Source organism: Pseudomonas sp. MOIL14HWK12:I1, from assembly GCF_000510705.1.
Taxonomy (GTDB): domain Bacteria; phylum Pseudomonadota; class Gammaproteobacteria; order Pseudomonadales; family Pseudomonadaceae; genus Chryseomonas; species Chryseomonas oryzihabitans.
On record NZ_AZNY01000003.1, the window covers coordinates 592,537 to 610,806 of the forward strand.

Here is an 18,270-nt window from a genome sequence, read left to right on the forward strand (position 1 = left end):
CCCCGACCATCAACGCAGCACGTTGGTCTTGGCCAGGTCCAGCACCTCGCTGCCGCGCCCGCTCATCACCGCGCGCAGCATGTAGAGGCTGAAGCCCTTGGCCTGGGCCGCTTCGATCTTCGGCGGCAGCGACAGCTCCTGCTTGGCGATGCGTACGTCCACCAGCGCCGGGCCGGGGTGGGCGAACGCCTCTTCCAGAGTGGCGTCGAGCAGGCTGGCCGATTCCACCTTCCAGCCGCGCACGCCGCAGGCCTCGGCCACCTGGGCGAAGTCGACGGCGGCGAGATCCGTGGTCTCGTCGATCATGCCGGCGGCCTTCATCTCCATGGCGACGAAGCCCAGGGTGGCGTTGTCGTAGACGATGACCTTGACCGGCAGCTTCTCGCTGGCCAGGGTCGCCAGTTCGCCGAGCAGCATGGACAGTCCGCCGTCGCCGGCCAGCGCCACCACCTGGCGGTCGGGATAGGCCGCCTGCAGACCCATGGCCTGGGGCAGGGCATTGGCCATGGAGCCATGGGTAAAGGAGCCGGCCAGCTTGCGCTCGAAATTCATCGCCAGGTAGCGGGCCGCCCACACCGTGGGCGTGCCGACGTCGCAGGTGAAAAGGGCATCCGCCGCGGCCAGTTCGCTGACGCGGGTGGTGAGGTACTGCGGATGCAGCGGCTCGCCATTGGCGGTGGCGGTGGCCAGTTCGTCGAGCTCGGCGCGGGTCTTGCGGTAGTGCTGCTGGGCCTTTTCCAGGAAGCGGCTGTGGCTGTTGGGCTGGAGTCGCGGCAGCAGGGCGTCGAGGGTGGCGCGGACATCGCCCACCAGCCCCTTGAGCAGCGGGGTACGCACGCCCAGGTGGGCGCCGCGCACATCTATCTGCACCACGCGGCCGTGATCCGGGAAGAAGTTGCGATAGGGGAAGTTGCTGCCCAGCATCAGCAGCAGGTCGCATTCCTTGAGCGCGTGATAGCCGGACGAAAAGCCGATCAGGCCGGTCATGCCCACGCCATAGGGATTCGAATACTCGATATGGGCCTTGCCGCGCAGGGCATGGACCACCGGCGCCTGCAGGCGCTCGGCCAGGGCCACCACCTGGGCATGGGCACCGGCGCAACCGGCGCCGCAGAGTAGGGTGATGCGCTTTTCCCCGGCTAGCAATTCGGCCAGGGCATCCAGCTCGGCGTCCGGTGGCACCACCACCGGACGCACCGGCTCGCTCCACTGGGCTTCCTTGATCGGCGCCTCGGCCAGGGCCACGTCGCCGGGAATCACCACCACCGACACCGAACGATTGAGGATGGCCGAACGCATGGCGGTCTCGAGGATGCGCGGCAGTTGCTCGGGATGGGAGACCACCTCGCAGAAGTCGCTGCAGTCGCGGAACAGGCGTTCCGGATGGGTCTCCTGGAAATAGCCCAAGCCGATCTCGCTGGAAGGAATCTGGGCGGCGATGGCCAGCACCGGCGCACCGCTGCGCTGGGCGTCGAACAGGCCATTGATCAGGTGCAGGTTGCCCGGGCCACAGGAGCCGGCGCAGACCGCCAGACGCCCGCTGGTGTCGGCCGCGGCACTGGCGGCGAAGGCGGCGGCTTCTTCGTGCCGCACGCCACGCCAGCGGATGCGCTCACGCTTGCGCAGGCTTTCGGTGAGGCCGTTGAGCGAATCGCCCGGCAGGCCCCAGATGGTGTCGACACCAGCCGCTTCGAGGGTGGCGACGAGCAGATCGGCAACGGTTTTCACAGCCATGACAAAGACTCCAGACAAGGATGGAAGAGGGCAAAGCCGCTTGGCAGAGGTCTTGTTGTGCCTTCTTGGTCCGACGAAGCGGGGCGGAAGTTCGCGGCGGGTGCGCTTGTCCGAATCTTGCCCCGCGCCGATGACATTTCCGCCTCCGGCGTCTTTCCCAAGGCTTCACCAGGTGTCATCCGCGCGAAGAGCGCTATACCAACTGTGATGCCTGATGCCGAGAGGGTGCCGATTGACAGATCCAGCCTTGCCCCTAATATGGGATATACATCCGATATATCCCAGAGGTCGATCATGGATCAAGGCGCCGTATTCCAAAGCAATCGCAGTCAGGCGGTGAGACTGCCAAAGGCGGTTGCCCTGCCCGCAGACGTGAAGCGCGTCGATGTGGTCGCGGTCGGTCGCACGAGGATCATTACCCCGGCCGGGGAATCCTGGGATTCCTGGTTCGAGGGGGAGGGTGTCACGGCGGATTTCATGGCGGAACGGGACCAGCCCGCCGAGCAGGAGCGCGAGGGCTTCTGATGTTCAAGTTCATGCTCGACACCAACACCTGCATCTTCACCATCAAGAACCGACCGACGTCGGTTCGCGAGGCCTTCACCCGGCACCAGGGGCAGTTGTGCATCAGTACGATCACCCTGATGGAGCTGATCTACGGTGCGGAAAAGTCTTCCAGCCCGGAGCGCAACCTGGCGGTGATCGAGGGCTTCGCCGCGCGGCTGGAGGTGTTGACGTACGGTCCCGAAGCCGCAGCCCATACCGGGCAGTTGCGCGCCGAACTAGCCCGAGCGGGTCAGCAGATCGGTCCCTATGATCAGATGATCGCGGGGCATGCGCGCTCCCTAGGCCTGATCGTGGTCACCAACAACCGTCGCGAGTTCGACCGGGTGCCAGGCCTGCGCGTTGAAGACTGGGTCACTGCGGCAGGAAATTAGCGCGCAAGGCGCTCTATCCGCCTCTGACTGCGGCACAGTGATAAGGAACAGCAGGGCCCTGGCGTACAGCCCGGCTGTCGGACCCAGGAGCCTGGCTAATATCGTAACGATTTCGATACGCCGTTTGTAAATCGATACGAGTGTGGCGGGTTGGGGCGTCAATCGTAACGATTTCGCTACGGCGCAATAGGGGTTCTTTAGCTAAACCCCTAAAAACACTGGCCTTTGTTCCTGGCATCACCCTTGCAATCCCAGACCCATCTATCCATCAGGACAAAGGTCCGCAGGAGTCTGGCAATGGGTCTGCGCTATACCGAAGAACACGAATGGCTGCGTCAGGAAGCCGATGGCAGCATTACCGTCGGCATCACCGACTATGCTCAGGACTCCTTGGGCGACCTGGTCTTCGTGCAATTGCCGGAGCTGCGCAGCTACGCCCAGGGCGATGAGGTGGCGGTGCTGGAGTCGGTCAAGGCCGCCAGCAACATCACCATGCCGCTGGACGGCGAGGTCCTGGCGGTCAACGAGGCGCTGAACGATGCGCCCGAGACCATCAACAGCGATCCGCTGAACGCCGGCTGGTTCTTTCGTTTCCAGCCCGCCAATGCCGAAGCCTTCGCCGCGCTGCTCGACGAAGCCGCCTATCAGCAACTGATCAAGGGGTAAGACCGCCATGTCGCTGCACGACACCCTCAGCACCGCCGACGAATTCGTCCCGCGCCACATAGGTCCGCGCGAGCTCGACGAGATCGCCATGCTGAATCTGCTCGGCTATGAATCCCTGGACGCCATGACCGCCCAGGTGATTCCCGAGAGCATCAAGGGCACCAGCGTGCTGGACCTGCCCGCCGGGCTGTCCGAAGCCGACGCCCTGGCCGAGCTGCGCGCCATCGCCGGCAAGAATCGCCTGCTCAAGAGCCTGATCGGCCAGGGCTACTACAACACCCATACCCCGGCGCCGATCCTGCGCAACCTGCTGGAAAATCCGGCCTGGTACACCGCCTACACCCCCTACCAGCCGGAGATCTCCCAGGGTCGCCTGGAAGCCCTGCTCAACTTCCAGACGCTGATCGGCGACCTCACCGGCATGCCGGTGGCCAACGCCTCGCTGCTGGACGAGGGCACCGCCGCCGCCGAGGCCATGACCTTCTGCAAGCGCCTGGCGAAAAACAAGGCCAGCGCCTTCTTTGCCTCCGTGCACTGCCATCCGCAGACCCTGGACGTCCTGCGCACCCGTGCCGAGCCCCTGGGCATCGAGGTGGTCGTGGGCGTGGAAACCGAGATCGAGGACCACGGCCGCTTCTTTGGTGCGCTGTTCCAGTACCCCATGACCACCGGCGAGATCCGTGACTACCGGGAGAGCATCCAGGCCTTCCAGGCCGCCGGTGCCCTGGTGGCCATGGCCGCCGACCTGCTGGCCCTGACCCTGCTCACCCCGCCCGGCGAACTGGGCGCGGACGTGGCCATCGGCACCGCCCAGCGTTTTGGCGTACCGCTCGGTTTCGGCGGCCCGCACGCGGCCTACTTCGCCACGCAGGACAAGTACAAGCGCGACATGCCCGGGCGCGTCGTCGGCGTGTCCATCGACCGCCACGGCAACCCGGCCTATCGCCTGGCGCTGCAGACCCGCGAGCAGCACATCCGCCGCGAGAAGGCCACCAGCAACATCTGCACCGCCCAGGTGCTCCTGGCCAACATCGCCAGCATGTACGCGGTCTACCACGGTCCCGAAGGCCTGACCCGCATCGCCACCCGGGTGCAGCGTCTGACCAGCCTGCTGGCCGCCGGCCTGCAGCGCCTGGGCCACGAGACCCAGCACACCGCCTTCGACACCCTTACCCTGGTGTTCGGGGCGCGCACCGCCGCCCTGCACGAGGCCGCCCGTGCCCGTGGCTACAACCTGCGCGAAGTCAGCGCCGAGGCCCTGGGCGTGTCCTTGGACGAGACCAGCACCCTGGCCGATGTCCAGGCACTGCTGGAGATCCTGGCCGATGGCAAGCCCGCGCCCCAGGTCGCCGAGCTGGGCGATGCCCAGGGCGTGGAAGTGCCCGCGGCGCTGCAGCGCCAATCGGCCTTCCTGACCCATCCGGTGTTCGCCAGCCACAGGTCCGAGACCGAGCTGATGCGTTACCTGCGCAAGCTGGCGGACAAGGACCTGGCGCTGGATCGCACCATGATCCCGCTGGGTTCCTGCACCATGAAGCTCAACGCCGCCAGCGAGATGATCCCGGTCACCTGGGCGGAATTCGGCGGTATCCACCCCTTCGCCCCGGCCGACCAGGCCGAGGGCTATGCTCAGCTCACCACCGAGCTGGAGGCCATGCTCTGCGCCGCCACCGGCTATGACGCCGTCTCCCTGCAGCCCAATGCCGGCTCCCAGGGCGAGTACGCCGGCCTCCTGGCCATCCGTGCCTATCACGCGAGCCGCGGCCAGGGCGAGCGCGACGTCTGCCTGATCCCGGCCTCGGCCCACGGCACCAACCCGGCTACCGCCAGCATGGTCGACATGCGCGTGGTGGTGGTGGCCTGCGACAAGCGCGGCAACGTCGATCTTGACGACCTGCGGGCCAAGGCCGAGCAGCACAGCGAGCGCCTGGCCGCGCTGATGATCACCTACCCGTCCACCCACGGGGTGTTCGAAGAGGCCATCCGCGAGATCTGCCAGGTGGTCCATGACCACGGCGGCCAGGTCTATATCGACGGCGCCAACATGAACGCCATGGTCGGTCTCTGCGCCCCGGGTCAGTTCGGCGGTGACGTCTCCCACCTCAACCTGCACAAGACCTTCTGCATCCCCCATGGCGGCGGCGGTCCGGGCGTCGGCCCTATCGGCGTCAAGGCGCACCTGGCGCCCTTCCTGCCTGGCCATGCCCGGCTGGAGCGCAAGGAGGGCGCGGTCTGCGCGGCGCCCTATGGCAGCGCCAGCATCCTGCCGATCTCCTGGATGTACCTGAAGATGATGGGCAGCGTCGGTCTGACCCGCGCCTCCCAGGTTGCCATCCTCAGCGCCAACTACATCGCCCGCCGACTGGAAGAGCACTACCCGGTGCTCTACAGCGGCACCGGCGGCCTGGTGGCCCACGAGTGCATCCTCGACCTGCGCCCGCTCAAGGACAGCAGCGGCGTGACCGTGGACGACGTGGCCAAGCGCCTGATCGACTTCGGCTTCCATGCCCCGACCATGTCCTTCCCGGTGGCCGGCACCCTGATGATCGAGCCCACCGAGAGCGAGTCCAAGCAGGAACTGGACAGATTCTGCGACGCCATGATCGCCATCCGCGAAGAGATCCGCGCCCTGGAAGCCGGCACCCTGGATCCCCAGGACAACCCGCTGAAGAACGCGCCCCACACCGCGCGCGAATTGGCGGGCGAGTGGACCCACCCCTACAGCCGCGAGCAGGCGGTCTTCCCGCTGCCGAGTCTGGTGGACGGCAAGTACTGGCCGCCGGTGGCGCGCATCGACAACGTCTACGGCGATCGCAACCTGGTCTGCTCCTGCCCGCCGATCGAAGCCTACGGCGAGGCCTGACCCTCACCCCCGGCCCCTCTCCCAGGGGGAGAGGGGAGGAGAACGGTGGCCCCGCTGCAGTCCCGCGCGAGCCGCCCGCTCTTCCCCCTCTCCCTCAGGGAGAGGGCCGGGGTGAGGGCTGACCCCATCACCCACGTCGCGACCCCATAGCCCAGCGCTGTCCCGTTCCCCTTGCCTGGGGCGACAGCCGCCACCCGACACGGAGCCCCACCATGTCCCTGCTCAAGACTTCGCTGCACGCCCTGCACCTGGAACTCGGCGCCCGCATGGTGCCCTTCGCCGGCTACGAGATGCCGGTGCAATACCCGCTCGGCGTGCTCAAGGAGCACCAGCACACCCGCGCCCAGGCCGGGTTGTTCGACGTGTCCCACATGGGCCAGGTCCTGCTCGAAGGCGAAGAAGCCGCCGAAGCCCTGGAGACCTTGGTGCCGGTCGACATCATCGACCTGCCCAGCGGCATGCAGCGCTATGCCCTGCTGACCGACGACAACGGCGGCATCCTCGACGACCTCATGGTCGCCAACCTAGGCGACTGCCTCTACCTGGTGGTCAACGCCGCCTGCAAGGAAGCCGACCTCGCCCACCTGGAAAAGCACTTGGGCGATCGCTGTCAGGTGCTGCCGCAATTCGATCGCGCCCTGCTGGCCCTGCAAGGGCCCGCCGCTGCCGCGGTGCTGGCGCGCCTGGCGCCAGAGGTGGCCGAGATGACCTTCATGCAGGTCCGCCGCGTCAAGCTGCTGGACCAGCCCTGCATCGTCAGTCGCAGTGGCTATACCGGCGAAGACGGCTACGAGATCTCGGTGCCCAGCGCCGCCGCCGAGGCCCTGGCCCGCCGCCTGCTGGCCGAGCCGGAGGTCGAGGCCATCGGCCTGGGCGCGCGCGACTCCCTGCGCCTGGAAGCCGGTCTCTGCCTCTATGGCCATGACATGGATGCCGGCACCACGCCGGTGATGGCCAACCTGGGCTGGGCGCTGTCCAAGGTGCGTCGTGAAGGCAACGGTCGCGCCGGCGGTTTCCCCGGTGCCGAGCGCATCTTCACCGAGCAGCGTGAAGGCGTGAGCCGCAAGCGCGTCGGCCTGCTGGTGCAGGAACGGGTGCCGGTGCGCGAGGGCGCCGAGCTGGTGGATGCCAATGGCGCCAGCATCGGTCGTGTCACCAGTGGCGGCTTCGGCCCGACCCTGGGGGCGCCGGTGGCCATGGGTTATGTCGACAGCGACTTCGCCGCCCTGGATACCCAGCTGTTCGCCGTGGTGCGCGGCAAGCAGGTGCCGGTCAGGGTCGCCAAGACCCCCTTCGTGCCGCAGCGGTATTACCGCGGGTAGGGAGTCGCCAAGCGCATCGCGGCCATGGCGGTCCGCCGATGCGGCCGCTCCTACAGGGTCCCGTAGGAGCGGCCCATGGCCGCGATGCTTTTCCGTCACGCCAGCGGATAATCGCGAAACACCGACAGCGCCTCCGCTTCGGCGGTCAAGGCCTCCAGCGTCGGGTAGTTACGCCGTTCGATCAGTCCCGGCAGGGCGAAATGCAGGAAGGTCCAGGCCACCGCCGTGTCGATGGCGTCCTGACCGATACTGTCTTCACCCAGCGGCGGACGCGGGCCCAGCCAGGCCTTGTCCAGGGCGCCACAGGCCGCGCGCAACTGACCTTCCACGCGCTGCTGCCAGGGCGCATGTCGCTTCTCTTCCGGTCGCAGATCACGCTCGTACACCAGCTGCACCGCCTTCTCGGACAGGGCCAGCGCTAGGCCGCTGCGACTGAGGGCGGTGGCCCGGGCCGCGTGGCCGCTCGGCCGCAACTGCCGACTGCCACAGGCGAGATGCTGGGCATAGTCCAGAATCAGCGACGAATCCATCAGCCGCTGACCGTCCAGGCAGATCAATGTGGGTGCCTTGAGCACCGGATTGAAGCTGCGAAAGCGCTCGACCTCACGAAACAGCGAGATCTGGCGCAGCTCGAAGGGCAGAACCAGCAGGCCAAGGGAGATCGCGACCCGCCGCACATAGGGGGAGTCGAGCATGCCGATGAGTTGCATGGGGGAGCGTCCTGTCAGAAAGAGTGAATCCTGTTTCACGTGGAACGTCATCCTGGTCGTGTGTTTCACGCCAGGTGCCGCTCTGGACAAGACATTAAGGATTCGACGAAGCTGCTTCCAGCGAGAAATTCTGACCGGACCATTAAGGAAAGCTTACATGTCACGTGTGCCGCCGTTGAATGCCCTGCGCTGCTTCGAAGCGGTTGCCCGCCTGGGCAGCGTGACCCGCGCCGCCAATGAATTGCACCTCACCCATGCCGCGGTCAGTCAGCAGGTGAAGGGCCTGGAGCACCAGCTGGGCATGGTGCTGTTCGAGCGCCAGGGGCGGGGGATCGAGGTCACCGGCGACGGTCGTGTCTATGCCGAGCAGGTCCGCCAGCTGCTCGAGGATCTGGGCGAGGCGACCCGGCGACTGCAGGCCCGCCCGCGGCGCAACGAGCTGGTATTTGCCACCTTTCCCTCCTTCGCCACCCACTGGCTGCTGCCGCGGCTGCCGCGTTTTCGCGCCCTGTACCCGGACTATCGCATCCGTATCCAGACCAGCCTGGATTTCCAGGATCTGCGCCAGGGCATGGTGGATATCGGAGTGCGCATGGGCGAGGGCCAGTGGGATGGCCTGACGGCGCTTCGGCTGTTTCAGGACGATGTGCTGCTGGTGGCGGCACCTGGTTACAACGGTGGGCAACTGCCGTGCAGCTTGGACGAGGCTCTCGCGCAGCCGCTATTGCACACGGAGGAAACCTGGCTGCACTGGGGCGAAACGGCTGGTCTAGGCGAAGCAGCACCCAATCGCGGCATCAGCGTGAATGATTCCAACGTGGTACTGGAGGCGCTACGCCTTGGTCAGGCGCTAGCGCTGGAGCGGCGCAGCCTGGTGCAGGCCGCGCTGGACGAGGGGCGTCTGGTCCAGCTCAGTCCGGAAACGGCGCCCTATCCCTATGCCTACTGGCTGGTCTGGCCGGAACGCGCCGAATCGGCGGAAAAGCAGGAGCGCTTCAGTGCCTGGATCCAGGCCGAGGTCGCGACCTACCTGGCCGCGCTGGAGACGCCGACGCCCGCCTAGGGCGTCGGGCGGGAGGTCTTAGCGCAGCAGCAGCTTGCGACGGCCGTCCGGCCAGACTTCCCAGAGTTGATCGTTGATGCGCTGCACCTGGCTGGTGGTCCGGCGCATGGCCGAAATGCTGGCCCGCAGGGCCTGGCCGCTGGCGGTGTCGACGATATTTCCGGCGCCGGTGCTCTCGGCCGTGGCGCGATCCATAGCTACAGTGTTCATTGACGCCTCCCAGAGCTCGGCTAAAGACGGCGAAAGTGCCGTAGCCCAAGGACTGCCCAGTCACGGCAAGATTCCGCGTCCGCGGCGGCCGCCGTTCAAGCTGTGATCCACGTCCTGAGCACGCTGTGGCCCACTGGGCGAATTTGCGCAAAGGCCGCTTTCTGTACGGATATACAGATTAGGCCTTGCGCCGCTCGCGCAGGCTTTGCATCCTGTGGCGATTCCCCTCGTGCGACGCCCGCCATGCAGCTGTATCTCTGCGAAAAACCCTCCCAGGCCAAGGATATCGCCCGCATCCTCGGCGCCACCCGCCGCGGCGAGGGCTGCCTGCAGGGGCAGGGCGTGACCGTGACCTGGTGCATCGGCCACCTGCTGGAAACGGCGCCACCGGACGCCTATGACGCCCGCTACAAGCGCTGGTCGCTGGACGACCTACCCATCGTTCCCGAGCAGTGGAAGCTGCAGGTCAAGACGACCACCGGCAGCCAGTTCAAGGCGGTCAAGCGCCTGTTGGGCGAGGCCAGCGAACTGGTGATCGCCACCGACGCCGATCGCGAAGGCGAGATGATCGCCCGCGAGCTGGTGGAGCATTGCCGCTATCGCGGGCCGATCCGCCGTTTGTGGCTGTCGGCGCTGGATGACGTCTCCATCCGCCGCGCCCTGGCCGCGCTCAAGCCCGGTGCCGAGACCTATGGGCTCTATCAGTCCGCCCTGGGACGCTCGCGCGCCGACTGGCTGATCGGCATGAACATGAGCCGGCTGTTCACCCTGCTGGGGCGTCGCTCCGGCTATCAGGGCGTGCTTTCGGTCGGACGGGTGCAGACGCCGACCCTGCGCCTGGTGGTGGACCGCGATCGTGCCATCGCCGCCTTCGTGCCGGTGCCCTTCTGGACCGTGGAGGCGACCCTGGACGCCTCCGGCAGTCGCTTCCAGGCCCAATGGCAACCGCCAGAGGACGTCTGCGACGACCAGGGCCGCTGTCTCAAGCCCGAGGTGGCCCAGGCGGCGGCGCGGGCCATCGAGGCGGCTGGGCAGGCGCGGCTGGTCAAGCTCAAGACCGAGCGCGTCCGCGAGGCGGCGCCCTTGCCCTTCGATCTGGGCACCTTGCAGGAGGTCTGCTCCAAGCGCCTCAACCTGGGCGCCCAGCAGACCCTGGACGTCGCCCAGGCGCTCTACGAGAAGTACAAGCTGATCACCTATCCGCGCAGCGATTGCGGCTACCTGCCGCTGTCCCAGCACGCCGAGGCGCCGGCGCTGCTGGCCGCCTTGCTGGGCGCCGACAGCAGTCTCGCCCCCTTGCGCGACCATCTGGACGCCAGTCGCCGCTCGCGGGCCTGGAACGATGCGAAGGTCAGCGCCCACCACGGCATCATCCCGACCCTGGTGACCCGCGACCTGGGCCGCCTGAGTCCCCAGGAGCGCAACGTCTATGGCCTGATCCGCGCGCGCTACCTGGCGCAATTCCTGCCGCCGCACGAATTCGATCGCACCCAGGCCGATTTCGAGGCGGGCGGCGAACGCCTGCGGGCCACCGGCAAGCGGCTGGTGGAACCGGGCTGGCGGCGCGCCTTGCCCGAGTCGCTCACGCCGCCCAAGGGTCGCGAGGCACCGCCGCCCCAGGCGCTGCCCGAGTTGCGCGAGGATGAGTCCTATCCGGTGGTGGAGGTGCGTTGCAAGGATCAGCTGACCCAACCGCCCAAGCCCTTCACCGAGGGCGATCTGATCAAGGCGATGAAGAATGTCGCCAAGCTGGTGGAGGATCCCGCCCTCAAGCAAAAGCTCAAGGACACCACCGGCATCGGCACCGAGGCGACCCGCGCCAGCATCATCCAGGGCCTGCTGGACCGCGGCTACCTGGTCAAGCAGGGCAAGGCCCTGGCGGCGACCCCGGCGGCCTTCGGCCTGATCGACGCCGTGCCCCGGGCCATCGCCGATCCGGGCACCACGGCGCTCTGGGAGCAGGCGCTGGATCGGGTGCAGGAGGGCGAGCTGAGCCTGGCCGAATTCGTCACCAAGCAATCGGCCTGGATGGGCAAGCAGGTGGAGCGCTGTCTCGGCCTGACCCTGACCATCAGCGGACCGCCGCCGGCGGGCAAGGGCGCGCCCTGGAAGAAGAAGCGGCGTACGGGCGGGAGCAAGGCCAAGACGACGGCGAAGACGGGTGGCGCACCGCCGCGCGTGCGCAAGCCGAGGGTCAAGCCGGGCTGAGGGCTGCGTGAAGGCGCTCGAGCACGGCGTCGGGCCGGGTCAGGACGTCGTGGTTCCAGAAGCGCAGGATCTGGAAGCCCTGGGCCTGCAGCCAGGCGTCGCGCTCGCGGTCATTGGCGCTGCCCTGATGCTGGCCGCCATCCAGTTCGATCACCAGCCGCGCTTCCAGGCAGACGAAGTCCAGGATGTAGCGACCATAGGGATGCTGACGGCGGAATTTATGACCCTGTAGACGGTTGCCGCGCAGGTGATACCAGAGGGCGCGCTCGGCGTCGGTCTGACCCCGGCGCAGGGCGCGGGCATGGCTGATGAGGGGCATGGGAATCCTTTCCCTGTGTGTTCTGGTGTCGGGTTCGCCCTCACCCCAACCCCAACCCTCTCCCGGAGGGAGAGGGGGTGGTACGGAGTGAGGGGTGATCTGAGGAGTATCGCCTGGGGAAATAGTGTTGGCGAGGCTCTAATGCGTGGTTCGCAAGGCTATGACGTGGGTGCCGATGCGGCCCTCACCCCAACCCTCTCCCGGAGGGAGAGGGGGTGGTACGGAGTGAGAGGTGATCCGGGGAGTATCGCCTGGGGAAATCGTGTTGGCGAGGCTCCAACGCGCGGTTCGTGCGGCTATGACAAGGGTGCCTGTGCGGCCCTCACCCCAACCCTCTCCCGGGGGGAGAGGGGGCCATACGGAGCTATGGAGTAGCTCTCGCTGAAAGACAGTCAAAACTGCTATCGCAGCAGCACTGAAAACAGCTTCAGTACCCACGTCTGGAGAAAGAGCCCGCCACCGCTCCAGGCCGCTCCCTCTCCCTGGGGGAGAGGGTTGGGGTGAGGGCCCCCGGCCAGCCTTACTTCCCCTCGAACGCCGCAGCAGCAGTGGCATAGGCCGCTTTGTGATATTCAAAGCTGGCTGACTGCGCCAACATGATTTCCCAGTCCTCGATAAAGGCGATCACCGAGCGCTAGGAGAGGCTGTCAGCCTTGATTTCGGCTCTGTCGATGAAGTTGGAGGGGGTGGAGGTGAAATGGCCTCAACTGGCCTAAGCGAATCGCTATCGCAGTAACACTGAAAACAGCTTCAGGACCCACGTCTGGAGGAAGAGCCCGCCACCGCTCCAGACCGCCCCCTCTCCCTGGGGGAGAGGGTTGGGGTGAGGGCGCAGGGCCCCGGGCGAGGCTTACTTCTTCTCGAACGCCGCCGCGGCGGTGGCGTAGGCCGCTTCGTGATAGTCGAATTCGGCGGACTGCACCAGCAGGGTTTCCTCGTCCTCGGTGAAGGCGATCACCGGGCGATAGGAGAGGCCGTCGGCCTTGATTTCGGCTTCGTCGATGAGCTTGGAGAGATCGAAGGCGAAGTCGCCGCAGATGGCCTTGGCCTGGGCGTCGGTGATGCCGTGCTTCTTCAGGGCATCGCGCAGCAGGCTGCTCCACTGGTATTGAAACTGGAGACCCAGTTTGGCGTAGCTGGGACCGTAGTCGATTTCCATGAGTGTGTAACCGGGGCTTGGGAGGAGGGGGCGAACTCGCCACAGCGGTCAGCGAAATGACCGTTGTGGACGCTGCCGGTGACACTACGATGGCGTGCCCCAAAGCCCAGGCAAAGGGGGGCGGGCCGGACGGCCAAATCTAATGACCGAGAGGCCCGCACCCAGGGACGAGCGGTTATTCGTGCACGATGCGCGAGTGATCGCGGGTGTCCTTCATGAAGACGTAGACCAGCAGCGAGCAGGCGATGCAGCCGGTCACGTACCAGTAGTAGCCGCTCTCCATGCCGATGCTCTTGAACCACAGGGCCAGGTATTCGGCGGTGCCGCCGAAGATGGACACGGTCAGGGCATAGGGCAGGCCGACGCCCAGGGCGCGGATCTCGGTGGGGAACAGCTCGGCCTTCACCACGGCGTTGATCGAGGTGTAGAAGCTGACGATCACCAGCGCCACCATGATCAGGCCGAAGGCGCCCCACCAGGTGGTGACGCTGCCCAGGGCGGAGAGGATCGGGTAGGTGAACAGCGTGCCGAGCACGCCGAAGGCGATCAGTACCGGGCGCCGGCCGACGCGGTCGGAGAGGGCGCCGACCACGGGCTGCAGCAGCATGAACAGGAACAGCGTCGCCGCCGAGATGGAGGTGGCGTCGGTCTTGCTCATGCCCACCGAATTGACCAGGTACTTCTGCATGTAGGTGGTGTAGGTGTAGAAGGCCAGGGTGCCGCCCATGGTCAGGCCGACCACGGTGAAGAATTCCTTGGGATGGCGCATCAGGGTGCGCATCAGGGATTCCTTGGGTTTTTCGGCCTTCTTGAAGGAGCTGGTCTCTTCCATGCCGCGGCGCAGGTAGAGCGCGGTCACGGCGCAGGCGGCGCCGATCAGGAAGGGGATGCGCCAGCCCCAGCTTTCCAGCTGTTCGACGGTCAGGGTCTGCTGCAGCACGATCAGGGTGGCCAGCGCCAGCAGCTGGCCGGAGATCAGGGTGACGTACTGGAAGCTGGAGTAGAAGCCGCGGCTTTCCTTGGTCGCCATCTCGCTCAGGTAGGTGGCGGAGGTGCCGTATTCACCGCCGACCGAGAGGCCCTGCAGCAGCCGCGCCAGCACCAGCATGATGGGGGCGGCGACGCCGATGGTGGTGTAGCTGGGGGTGAGGGCGATAATCAGCGAGCCGGCGCACATCATGATCACCGAGACCATCAGCGCGGACTTGCGGCCGGCCTTGTCGGCATAGAGACCCATCAGCCAGCCGCCGATGGGGCGCATGAGAAAGCCCACGGCAAAGATGGCGGCGACGTTGAGCAGCTGGGCGGTCTGGTCGCCCTTGGGAAAGAAGGCCTTGGCGAAATACAGCGAGAAGGCGGCGTAGACGTACCAGTCGTACCATTCGACCAGGTTGCCGACGGAACCGCTGAAGATGGACTTGATGCGCTGCGAGGTGGTCTTGGGCGCGGTCTGGCCGGCCGCGAGGGTAGCGGTGCTATCCACAGGGTGTTCCTCTTGTCGTTGTTATTAGGGCGCTCGGGGCGTCGACAAGGGCTATAGCAGGGCCCGTGCCAGGTCGCGAAGTCGCGTCCTGACTGGGTTTTGCAGAGACGGATCGGCGAAAGATCGCCGAAAGGCGGTGAGCAATGAGCGGATTTCCGCCTATTGCCTCTCAATCCTCGTCGCGGAAGTCGGCGCGCACCAGGCCATGGCGCTGCATCTTCTCGTTGAGGGTGCGCCGTGGCAGTTGCAACTCGTCCATCACCGCCTTGATCTCGCCGCCGTGGCGGGCCAGGGCGGCGCGCAGGCACTGGGCCTCGAAGGCTTCCAGCTGATCGGCCAGGGAATGGCCCGCGGCCGCGGTGGCGGGGGTAGCCAGGCCAAGGGCCTCGCGTTCGGCGGCGTTGGCCAGCTCGCGCACGTTGCCGGGCCAGCCGTGACCCAGTAGCTGGGCCAGACGCGCCGCGCCGGGCGGGGTGACCGGGCGGCCCAGGCGGGCGCCGGCCTCGGCGAGGAAGTGATCGAACAGCAGTGGGATGTCCTCGCGCCGCGCCCGCAGCGGCGGCAGGTGCAGCTCGGCGACATTGAGGCGATAGGCCAGGTCTTCGCGAAAGCGTCCAGCGCGGGCTTCTTCCAGGAGATCCGGCTTGGTGGCGGCGACGATGCGCAGGTCCAGGGCGATGCTCTGGTTGGAGCCGAGGCGCTCCAGACGCTGCTCCTGCAGCACCCGCAAGAGCTTGACCTGCTGCGCCAGGGGCATGCTCTCGATCTCGTCGAGAAACAGGGTGCCGCCGTTGGCGTATTCCAACTTGCCGATGCGCTTGCCCTGGGCGCCGGTGAAGGCGCCGCTCTCGTGACCGAACAACTCGCTCTCGAACAGCTGCTCGGGGATGGCCGCGCAGTTGAGGGCGACGAAGGCCTTGTCGGCGCGGGGACCGAAGTCGTGCAGGCAGCGGGCGACCAGTTCCTTGCCGCTGCCGGTCTCGCCGCGCAGGAGCACGTTGACCGGTGTCGGCGCCAGGTCGAGGATCTGCTGGCGCAGGCGGACGATGCCCGGCGAGACGCCGAGCAGGCGGCGGGCGAGGGTGCTTTGGTCGTCGACCCGGCGATGCAGCTGGCGGTTCTCCAGCACCAGCCGGCGCTTTTCCAGGGCGCGGCCGAGATCGCCGAGCAGCGCCTCGGGGCTGAAGGGCTTTTCCAGGAAATCGTAGGCGCCCTGGCGCATGGCGCTGACCGCCAGGGCGACGTCGCCGTGGGCGGTGAGCAGAATCACCGGCAGGTCGGCATCCAGCGCCTGCAGCCGTTCCAGCAGGGCCAGGCCGTCCATGCCGGGCATGCGCACGTCGCTGACCACCACCCCGGCGAAATCCGGGGTCACTGCCGCCAGGCAGTCTTCGGCGCGGGCGAACAGCCGCACCTGATGCCCCGACAGCTCCAGCCACTGGCGCACCGCTTCGCGGATGCTGGCTTCGTCGTCGACCAGATAGACCTGAGCTTGCATGGGTGGCGTCCTCTCGCGGCCGGTGCGCCGCTACCTTGCCCGAAGGCCGGCGACGGGTCGAGTCCCTAGCCGGGTCCCGGCAGTACCGGCAGGCCGAGACGGGCGCAGGCGCCGCCCTCCGGGCGGTTGCCCAGTTCGATGCGTCCACCCAGGTGCTGGGCGACGGTCTGGACGATGGACAGTCCCAGGCCGGCGCCGTTGGCCGCGCCGCTGCTGTAGAAGCGCTCGAACAGCCGCGGCTGGATCTCCGTGGCGATGCCGGGGCCCTGGTCGAGGATCTGGATGTCCGCCCAGTCGGCGGTGACCTCCAGGCGGATGCGGATCTCGCCGCCGGGAGGCGAGACGTTGACTGCATTGGTCAGCAGATTCTGCAGGGCGATGCCCAGCATGGCGCTGTCGCCATGGACCTGCACCCGGCTGGCTTCGGCGTCGAGGCTGAGGTCCAGGCCCTTGTCGAGAATCCAGGGACCCAGTTCTTCCAGGGTGGCGCTGAGGGCGGTGCGCAAATCGAAGCGCTGCTCGGCGCTCCAGCTCGGCCGGGGTTCCAGACGGGCGAGGATCAGCAGCTGGTTGACCACCCGGGTCAGCCGATCGGTGCCGCTGACGACGAATTTCAGCGCCTCGTCGCGAGCCGCCGCTGTCTGCGCGGACAGGGCGTTCTGCGCGTGCAGGCGCAGCACCGCCAGCGGCGTGCGCAACTCGTGGGCGGCATCGGCGATGAAGCGGCGTTCGCGCTGCAGCAGTTGCTCGATCTGCAGCAGCAGCCGATTGAGCGCCGCCTGCATGGGTTCCAGTTCGCGTGGCAGGGGATCGAGCTGCAGCGGTTGCAGGGATTCCGGGTCGCGGTGGCGGATCAGCCCGGCCATGCGCCGCAGCGGTTTCAGGCCCCAGCCGATGGCCAGCCAGGCCAGCAGCGACAGCAGCACCAGGCCGATCAGATGCGGCGTGAGGGTGTGGCGCAGGATGCGGCGGACCAGATCGGCGCGCACCTCTTCGCGTTCGCCGACCCAGAGCATCAGGTCGTGCTCCGGGTCGGGCAGCAGGAAGCCATACCAGGCCTCGCCCTCCAGGGTCTGCTCGGTGAAGCCCGGGGTCGTCGGCATGCTGAAGATGGGCGCGCTGGGCGAGCGCATCAGGGGGATGCCGCGGGCGTTCCAGGCCTGGAAGGCCATCTTGGCCTCGTACCTGTGGCCATAGGGGCTGTCGCTGGCCTCGGCCAGAGCCTGGGTGACACTGGCGTGCAGCGTCAGGCGGCCTTCGCCGCGGGGGGCGGCGCGCAGCATGCCCTGCAGGATGCGCGCGCTCTGCGCCAGCTGGGCATCGTAGATCTCGCCGATCTCGCGCTGGCTGTCGTGGACGTTGGTCAGGGCGATCAGCAGGGTGCCGATCAGCAGCAGCGAGAGCACCAGGCCGACGGTGCGGCGGCGGATGGAGGTCATGGACATTCGAGGCGGTAACCGATGCCCCGGACGGTACGGATCAGGTCGGCGCGCAGCTTCTTGCGCAGGTTGTAGATGTGGACTTCCAGGGTGTTGCTTTCCACCCCCTCGTCCCAGCCGTAGAGCAGCCCCATGAGGCGGTCGCGACTGAAGATCTTGCCCGGATTGGCCAGCAGTTCGTGCAGCAGCTGGTATTCGCGCGGGGTGAGGTTGACCGGCTGGCCATCGAAGGTGACCCGGCGGGTGGCCGGATCCAGGGCGATGCCGCCGCCTTCGAGCTGGATCTGCGAGGGACCGTTGCGCCGCCGCAGCAGGGCGCGCAGGCGGGCCTTGAGTTCCTTGATATCGAAGGGCTTGACCAGGTAGTCGTCGGCGCCGGCGTCGAGGCCGGCGACCCGGTCCTCGGTGTCGTCGCGGGCGGTAAGGATCAGCACCGGCGTGGTCAGGCCATTGGCGCGACTCTGGCGCAGCACCTGGATGCCGTCCAGGCGCGGCAGGCCGAGGTCCAGCACCACCAGGTCGAAGCCCTCTTCGCGCAGGGCATGGACGGCGCTTTCGCCGTCCTTGAGCCAGTCCAGGGTATAGCCCTCTTCCCGCAGACTGGTGCGGATGCCCTCGCCGAGGTCGGGATCGTCTTCGATCAGCAGCACGCGCATGG

Annotated in this window: 16 protein-coding genes; 7 read left to right on the top strand and 9 right to left on the bottom strand. The window is 67.1% G+C overall.

Annotated elements, in window-relative coordinates; genetic code table 11:
- Nucleotides 1-9: 9 nt before the first annotated feature.
- Complete coding sequence (poxB, locus tag PSEK12I1_RS0102685) at nucleotides 10-1,734, bottom strand: ubiquinone-dependent pyruvate dehydrogenase (RefSeq protein WP_027600613.1); 1,725 nt, start codon at nucleotides 1,732-1,734, stop codon at nucleotides 10-12.
- 294 nt (nucleotides 1,735-2,028) lie between these two features.
- On the opposite strand from poxB, the gene vapB reads away from it, so the two are divergent.
- The 5 genes from vapB (at nucleotide 2,029) to gcvT (ending at nucleotide 7,523) form a co-directional block, all read left to right on the top strand.
- Entirely contained in the window at nucleotides 2,029-2,259 is a 231-nt protein-coding gene (vapB, locus tag PSEK12I1_RS0102690) for a type II toxin-antitoxin system VapB family antitoxin (RefSeq protein WP_027597360.1), read from the top strand.
- Complete coding sequence (gene vapC / locus PSEK12I1_RS0102695; RefSeq protein ID WP_027600614.1) at nucleotides 2,259-2,672, top strand: tRNA(fMet)-specific endonuclease VapC; 414 nt, start codon at nucleotides 2,259-2,261, stop codon at nucleotides 2,670-2,672. Before vapB ends, vapC begins: the two co-directional genes overlap by 1 nt.
- A gap of 297 nt (nucleotides 2,673-2,969) precedes the next feature.
- Nucleotides 2,970-3,338: a glycine cleavage system protein GcvH gene (gene gcvH / locus PSEK12I1_RS0102700; protein WP_007159937.1), complete on the top strand. Its 369-nt coding sequence runs from the start codon at nucleotides 2,970-2,972 to the stop codon at nucleotides 3,336-3,338.
- A gap of 7 nt (nucleotides 3,339-3,345) precedes the next feature.
- A complete protein-coding gene (gene gcvP / locus PSEK12I1_RS0102705) occupies nucleotides 3,346-6,201 on the top strand; it encodes an aminomethyl-transferring glycine dehydrogenase (protein WP_027600615.1) in 2,856 nt (951 codons plus the stop codon).
- Nucleotides 6,202-6,413: 212 nt separating this feature from the next.
- Nucleotides 6,414-7,523, top strand: coding sequence for a glycine cleavage system aminomethyltransferase GcvT (gcvT, locus tag PSEK12I1_RS0102710; RefSeq protein ID WP_027600616.1), 1,110 nt, complete (start codon nucleotides 6,414-6,416; stop codon nucleotides 7,521-7,523).
- A gap of 95 nt (nucleotides 7,524-7,618) precedes the next feature.
- On the opposite strand, the gene PSEK12I1_RS0102715 is transcribed toward gcvT, so the two are convergent.
- Nucleotides 7,619-8,233 carry a glutathione S-transferase gene (locus PSEK12I1_RS0102715; protein WP_027600617.1) on the bottom strand — a complete coding sequence of 205 codons (615 nt, stop codon included), beginning with the start codon at nucleotides 8,231-8,233 and terminating at the stop codon, nucleotides 7,619-7,621.
- Nucleotides 8,234-8,390: 157 nt separating this feature from the next.
- Between PSEK12I1_RS0102715 and PSEK12I1_RS0102720 the strand changes: the two genes are divergently transcribed.
- Complete coding sequence (locus PSEK12I1_RS0102720) at nucleotides 8,391-9,296, top strand: LysR substrate-binding domain-containing protein (protein WP_027600618.1); 906 nt, start codon at nucleotides 8,391-8,393, stop codon at nucleotides 9,294-9,296.
- An 18-nt stretch (nucleotides 9,297-9,314) separates the two neighbouring features.
- On the opposite strand, the gene PSEK12I1_RS24520 is transcribed toward PSEK12I1_RS0102720, so the two are convergent.
- Nucleotides 9,315-9,506: a hypothetical protein gene (locus PSEK12I1_RS24520; RefSeq protein ID WP_144945249.1), complete on the bottom strand. Its 192-nt coding sequence runs from the start codon at nucleotides 9,504-9,506 to the stop codon at nucleotides 9,315-9,317.
- A gap of 243 nt (nucleotides 9,507-9,749) precedes the next feature.
- On the opposite strand from PSEK12I1_RS24520, the gene PSEK12I1_RS0102730 reads away from it, so the two are divergent.
- Nucleotides 9,750-11,714 (top strand): DNA topoisomerase III, encoded by a 1,965-nt coding sequence (locus PSEK12I1_RS0102730; protein ID WP_027600619.1) that lies wholly within the window; start codon nucleotides 9,750-9,752, stop codon nucleotides 11,712-11,714.
- Here PSEK12I1_RS0102730 and PSEK12I1_RS0102735 read toward each other — a convergent pair.
- The 6 genes from PSEK12I1_RS0102735 to PSEK12I1_RS0102770 all read right to left on the bottom strand — a co-directional run bounded on the left by PSEK12I1_RS0102735 (nucleotide 11,701) and on the right by PSEK12I1_RS0102770 (nucleotide 18,268).
- Entirely contained in the window at nucleotides 11,701-12,033 is a 333-nt protein-coding gene (locus PSEK12I1_RS0102735; protein ID WP_027600620.1) for an endonuclease domain-containing protein, read from the bottom strand. The genes PSEK12I1_RS0102730 and PSEK12I1_RS0102735 overlap by 14 nt on opposite strands.
- A gap of 850 nt (nucleotides 12,034-12,883) precedes the next feature.
- Nucleotides 12,884-13,192 (bottom strand): hypothetical protein, encoded by a 309-nt coding sequence (locus PSEK12I1_RS0102745; protein ID WP_027597369.1) that lies wholly within the window; start codon nucleotides 13,190-13,192, stop codon nucleotides 12,884-12,886.
- Between the two features lie 175 nt (nucleotides 13,193-13,367).
- Nucleotides 13,368-14,675, bottom strand: coding sequence for an MFS transporter (locus tag PSEK12I1_RS0102755; RefSeq protein WP_027597370.1), 1,308 nt, complete (start codon nucleotides 14,673-14,675; stop codon nucleotides 13,368-13,370).
- A gap of 169 nt (nucleotides 14,676-14,844) precedes the next feature.
- Nucleotides 14,845-16,173, bottom strand: a complete 1,329-nt coding sequence (locus PSEK12I1_RS0102760) for a sigma-54 dependent transcriptional regulator (RefSeq protein ID WP_027600621.1) — start codon at nucleotides 16,171-16,173, stop codon at nucleotides 14,845-14,847.
- A 65-nt stretch (nucleotides 16,174-16,238) separates the two neighbouring features.
- Nucleotides 16,239-17,612 carry a HAMP domain-containing sensor histidine kinase gene (locus PSEK12I1_RS0102765; protein ID WP_027600622.1) on the bottom strand — a complete coding sequence of 458 codons (1,374 nt, stop codon included), beginning with the start codon at nucleotides 17,610-17,612 and terminating at the stop codon, nucleotides 16,239-16,241.
- Nucleotides 17,609-18,268 (bottom strand): response regulator transcription factor, encoded by a 660-nt coding sequence (locus tag PSEK12I1_RS0102770; protein ID WP_027597373.1) that lies wholly within the window; start codon nucleotides 18,266-18,268, stop codon nucleotides 17,609-17,611. Before PSEK12I1_RS0102770 ends, PSEK12I1_RS0102765 begins: the two co-directional genes overlap by 4 nt.
- Between the last annotated feature and the right edge of the window lie 2 nt (nucleotides 18,269-18,270).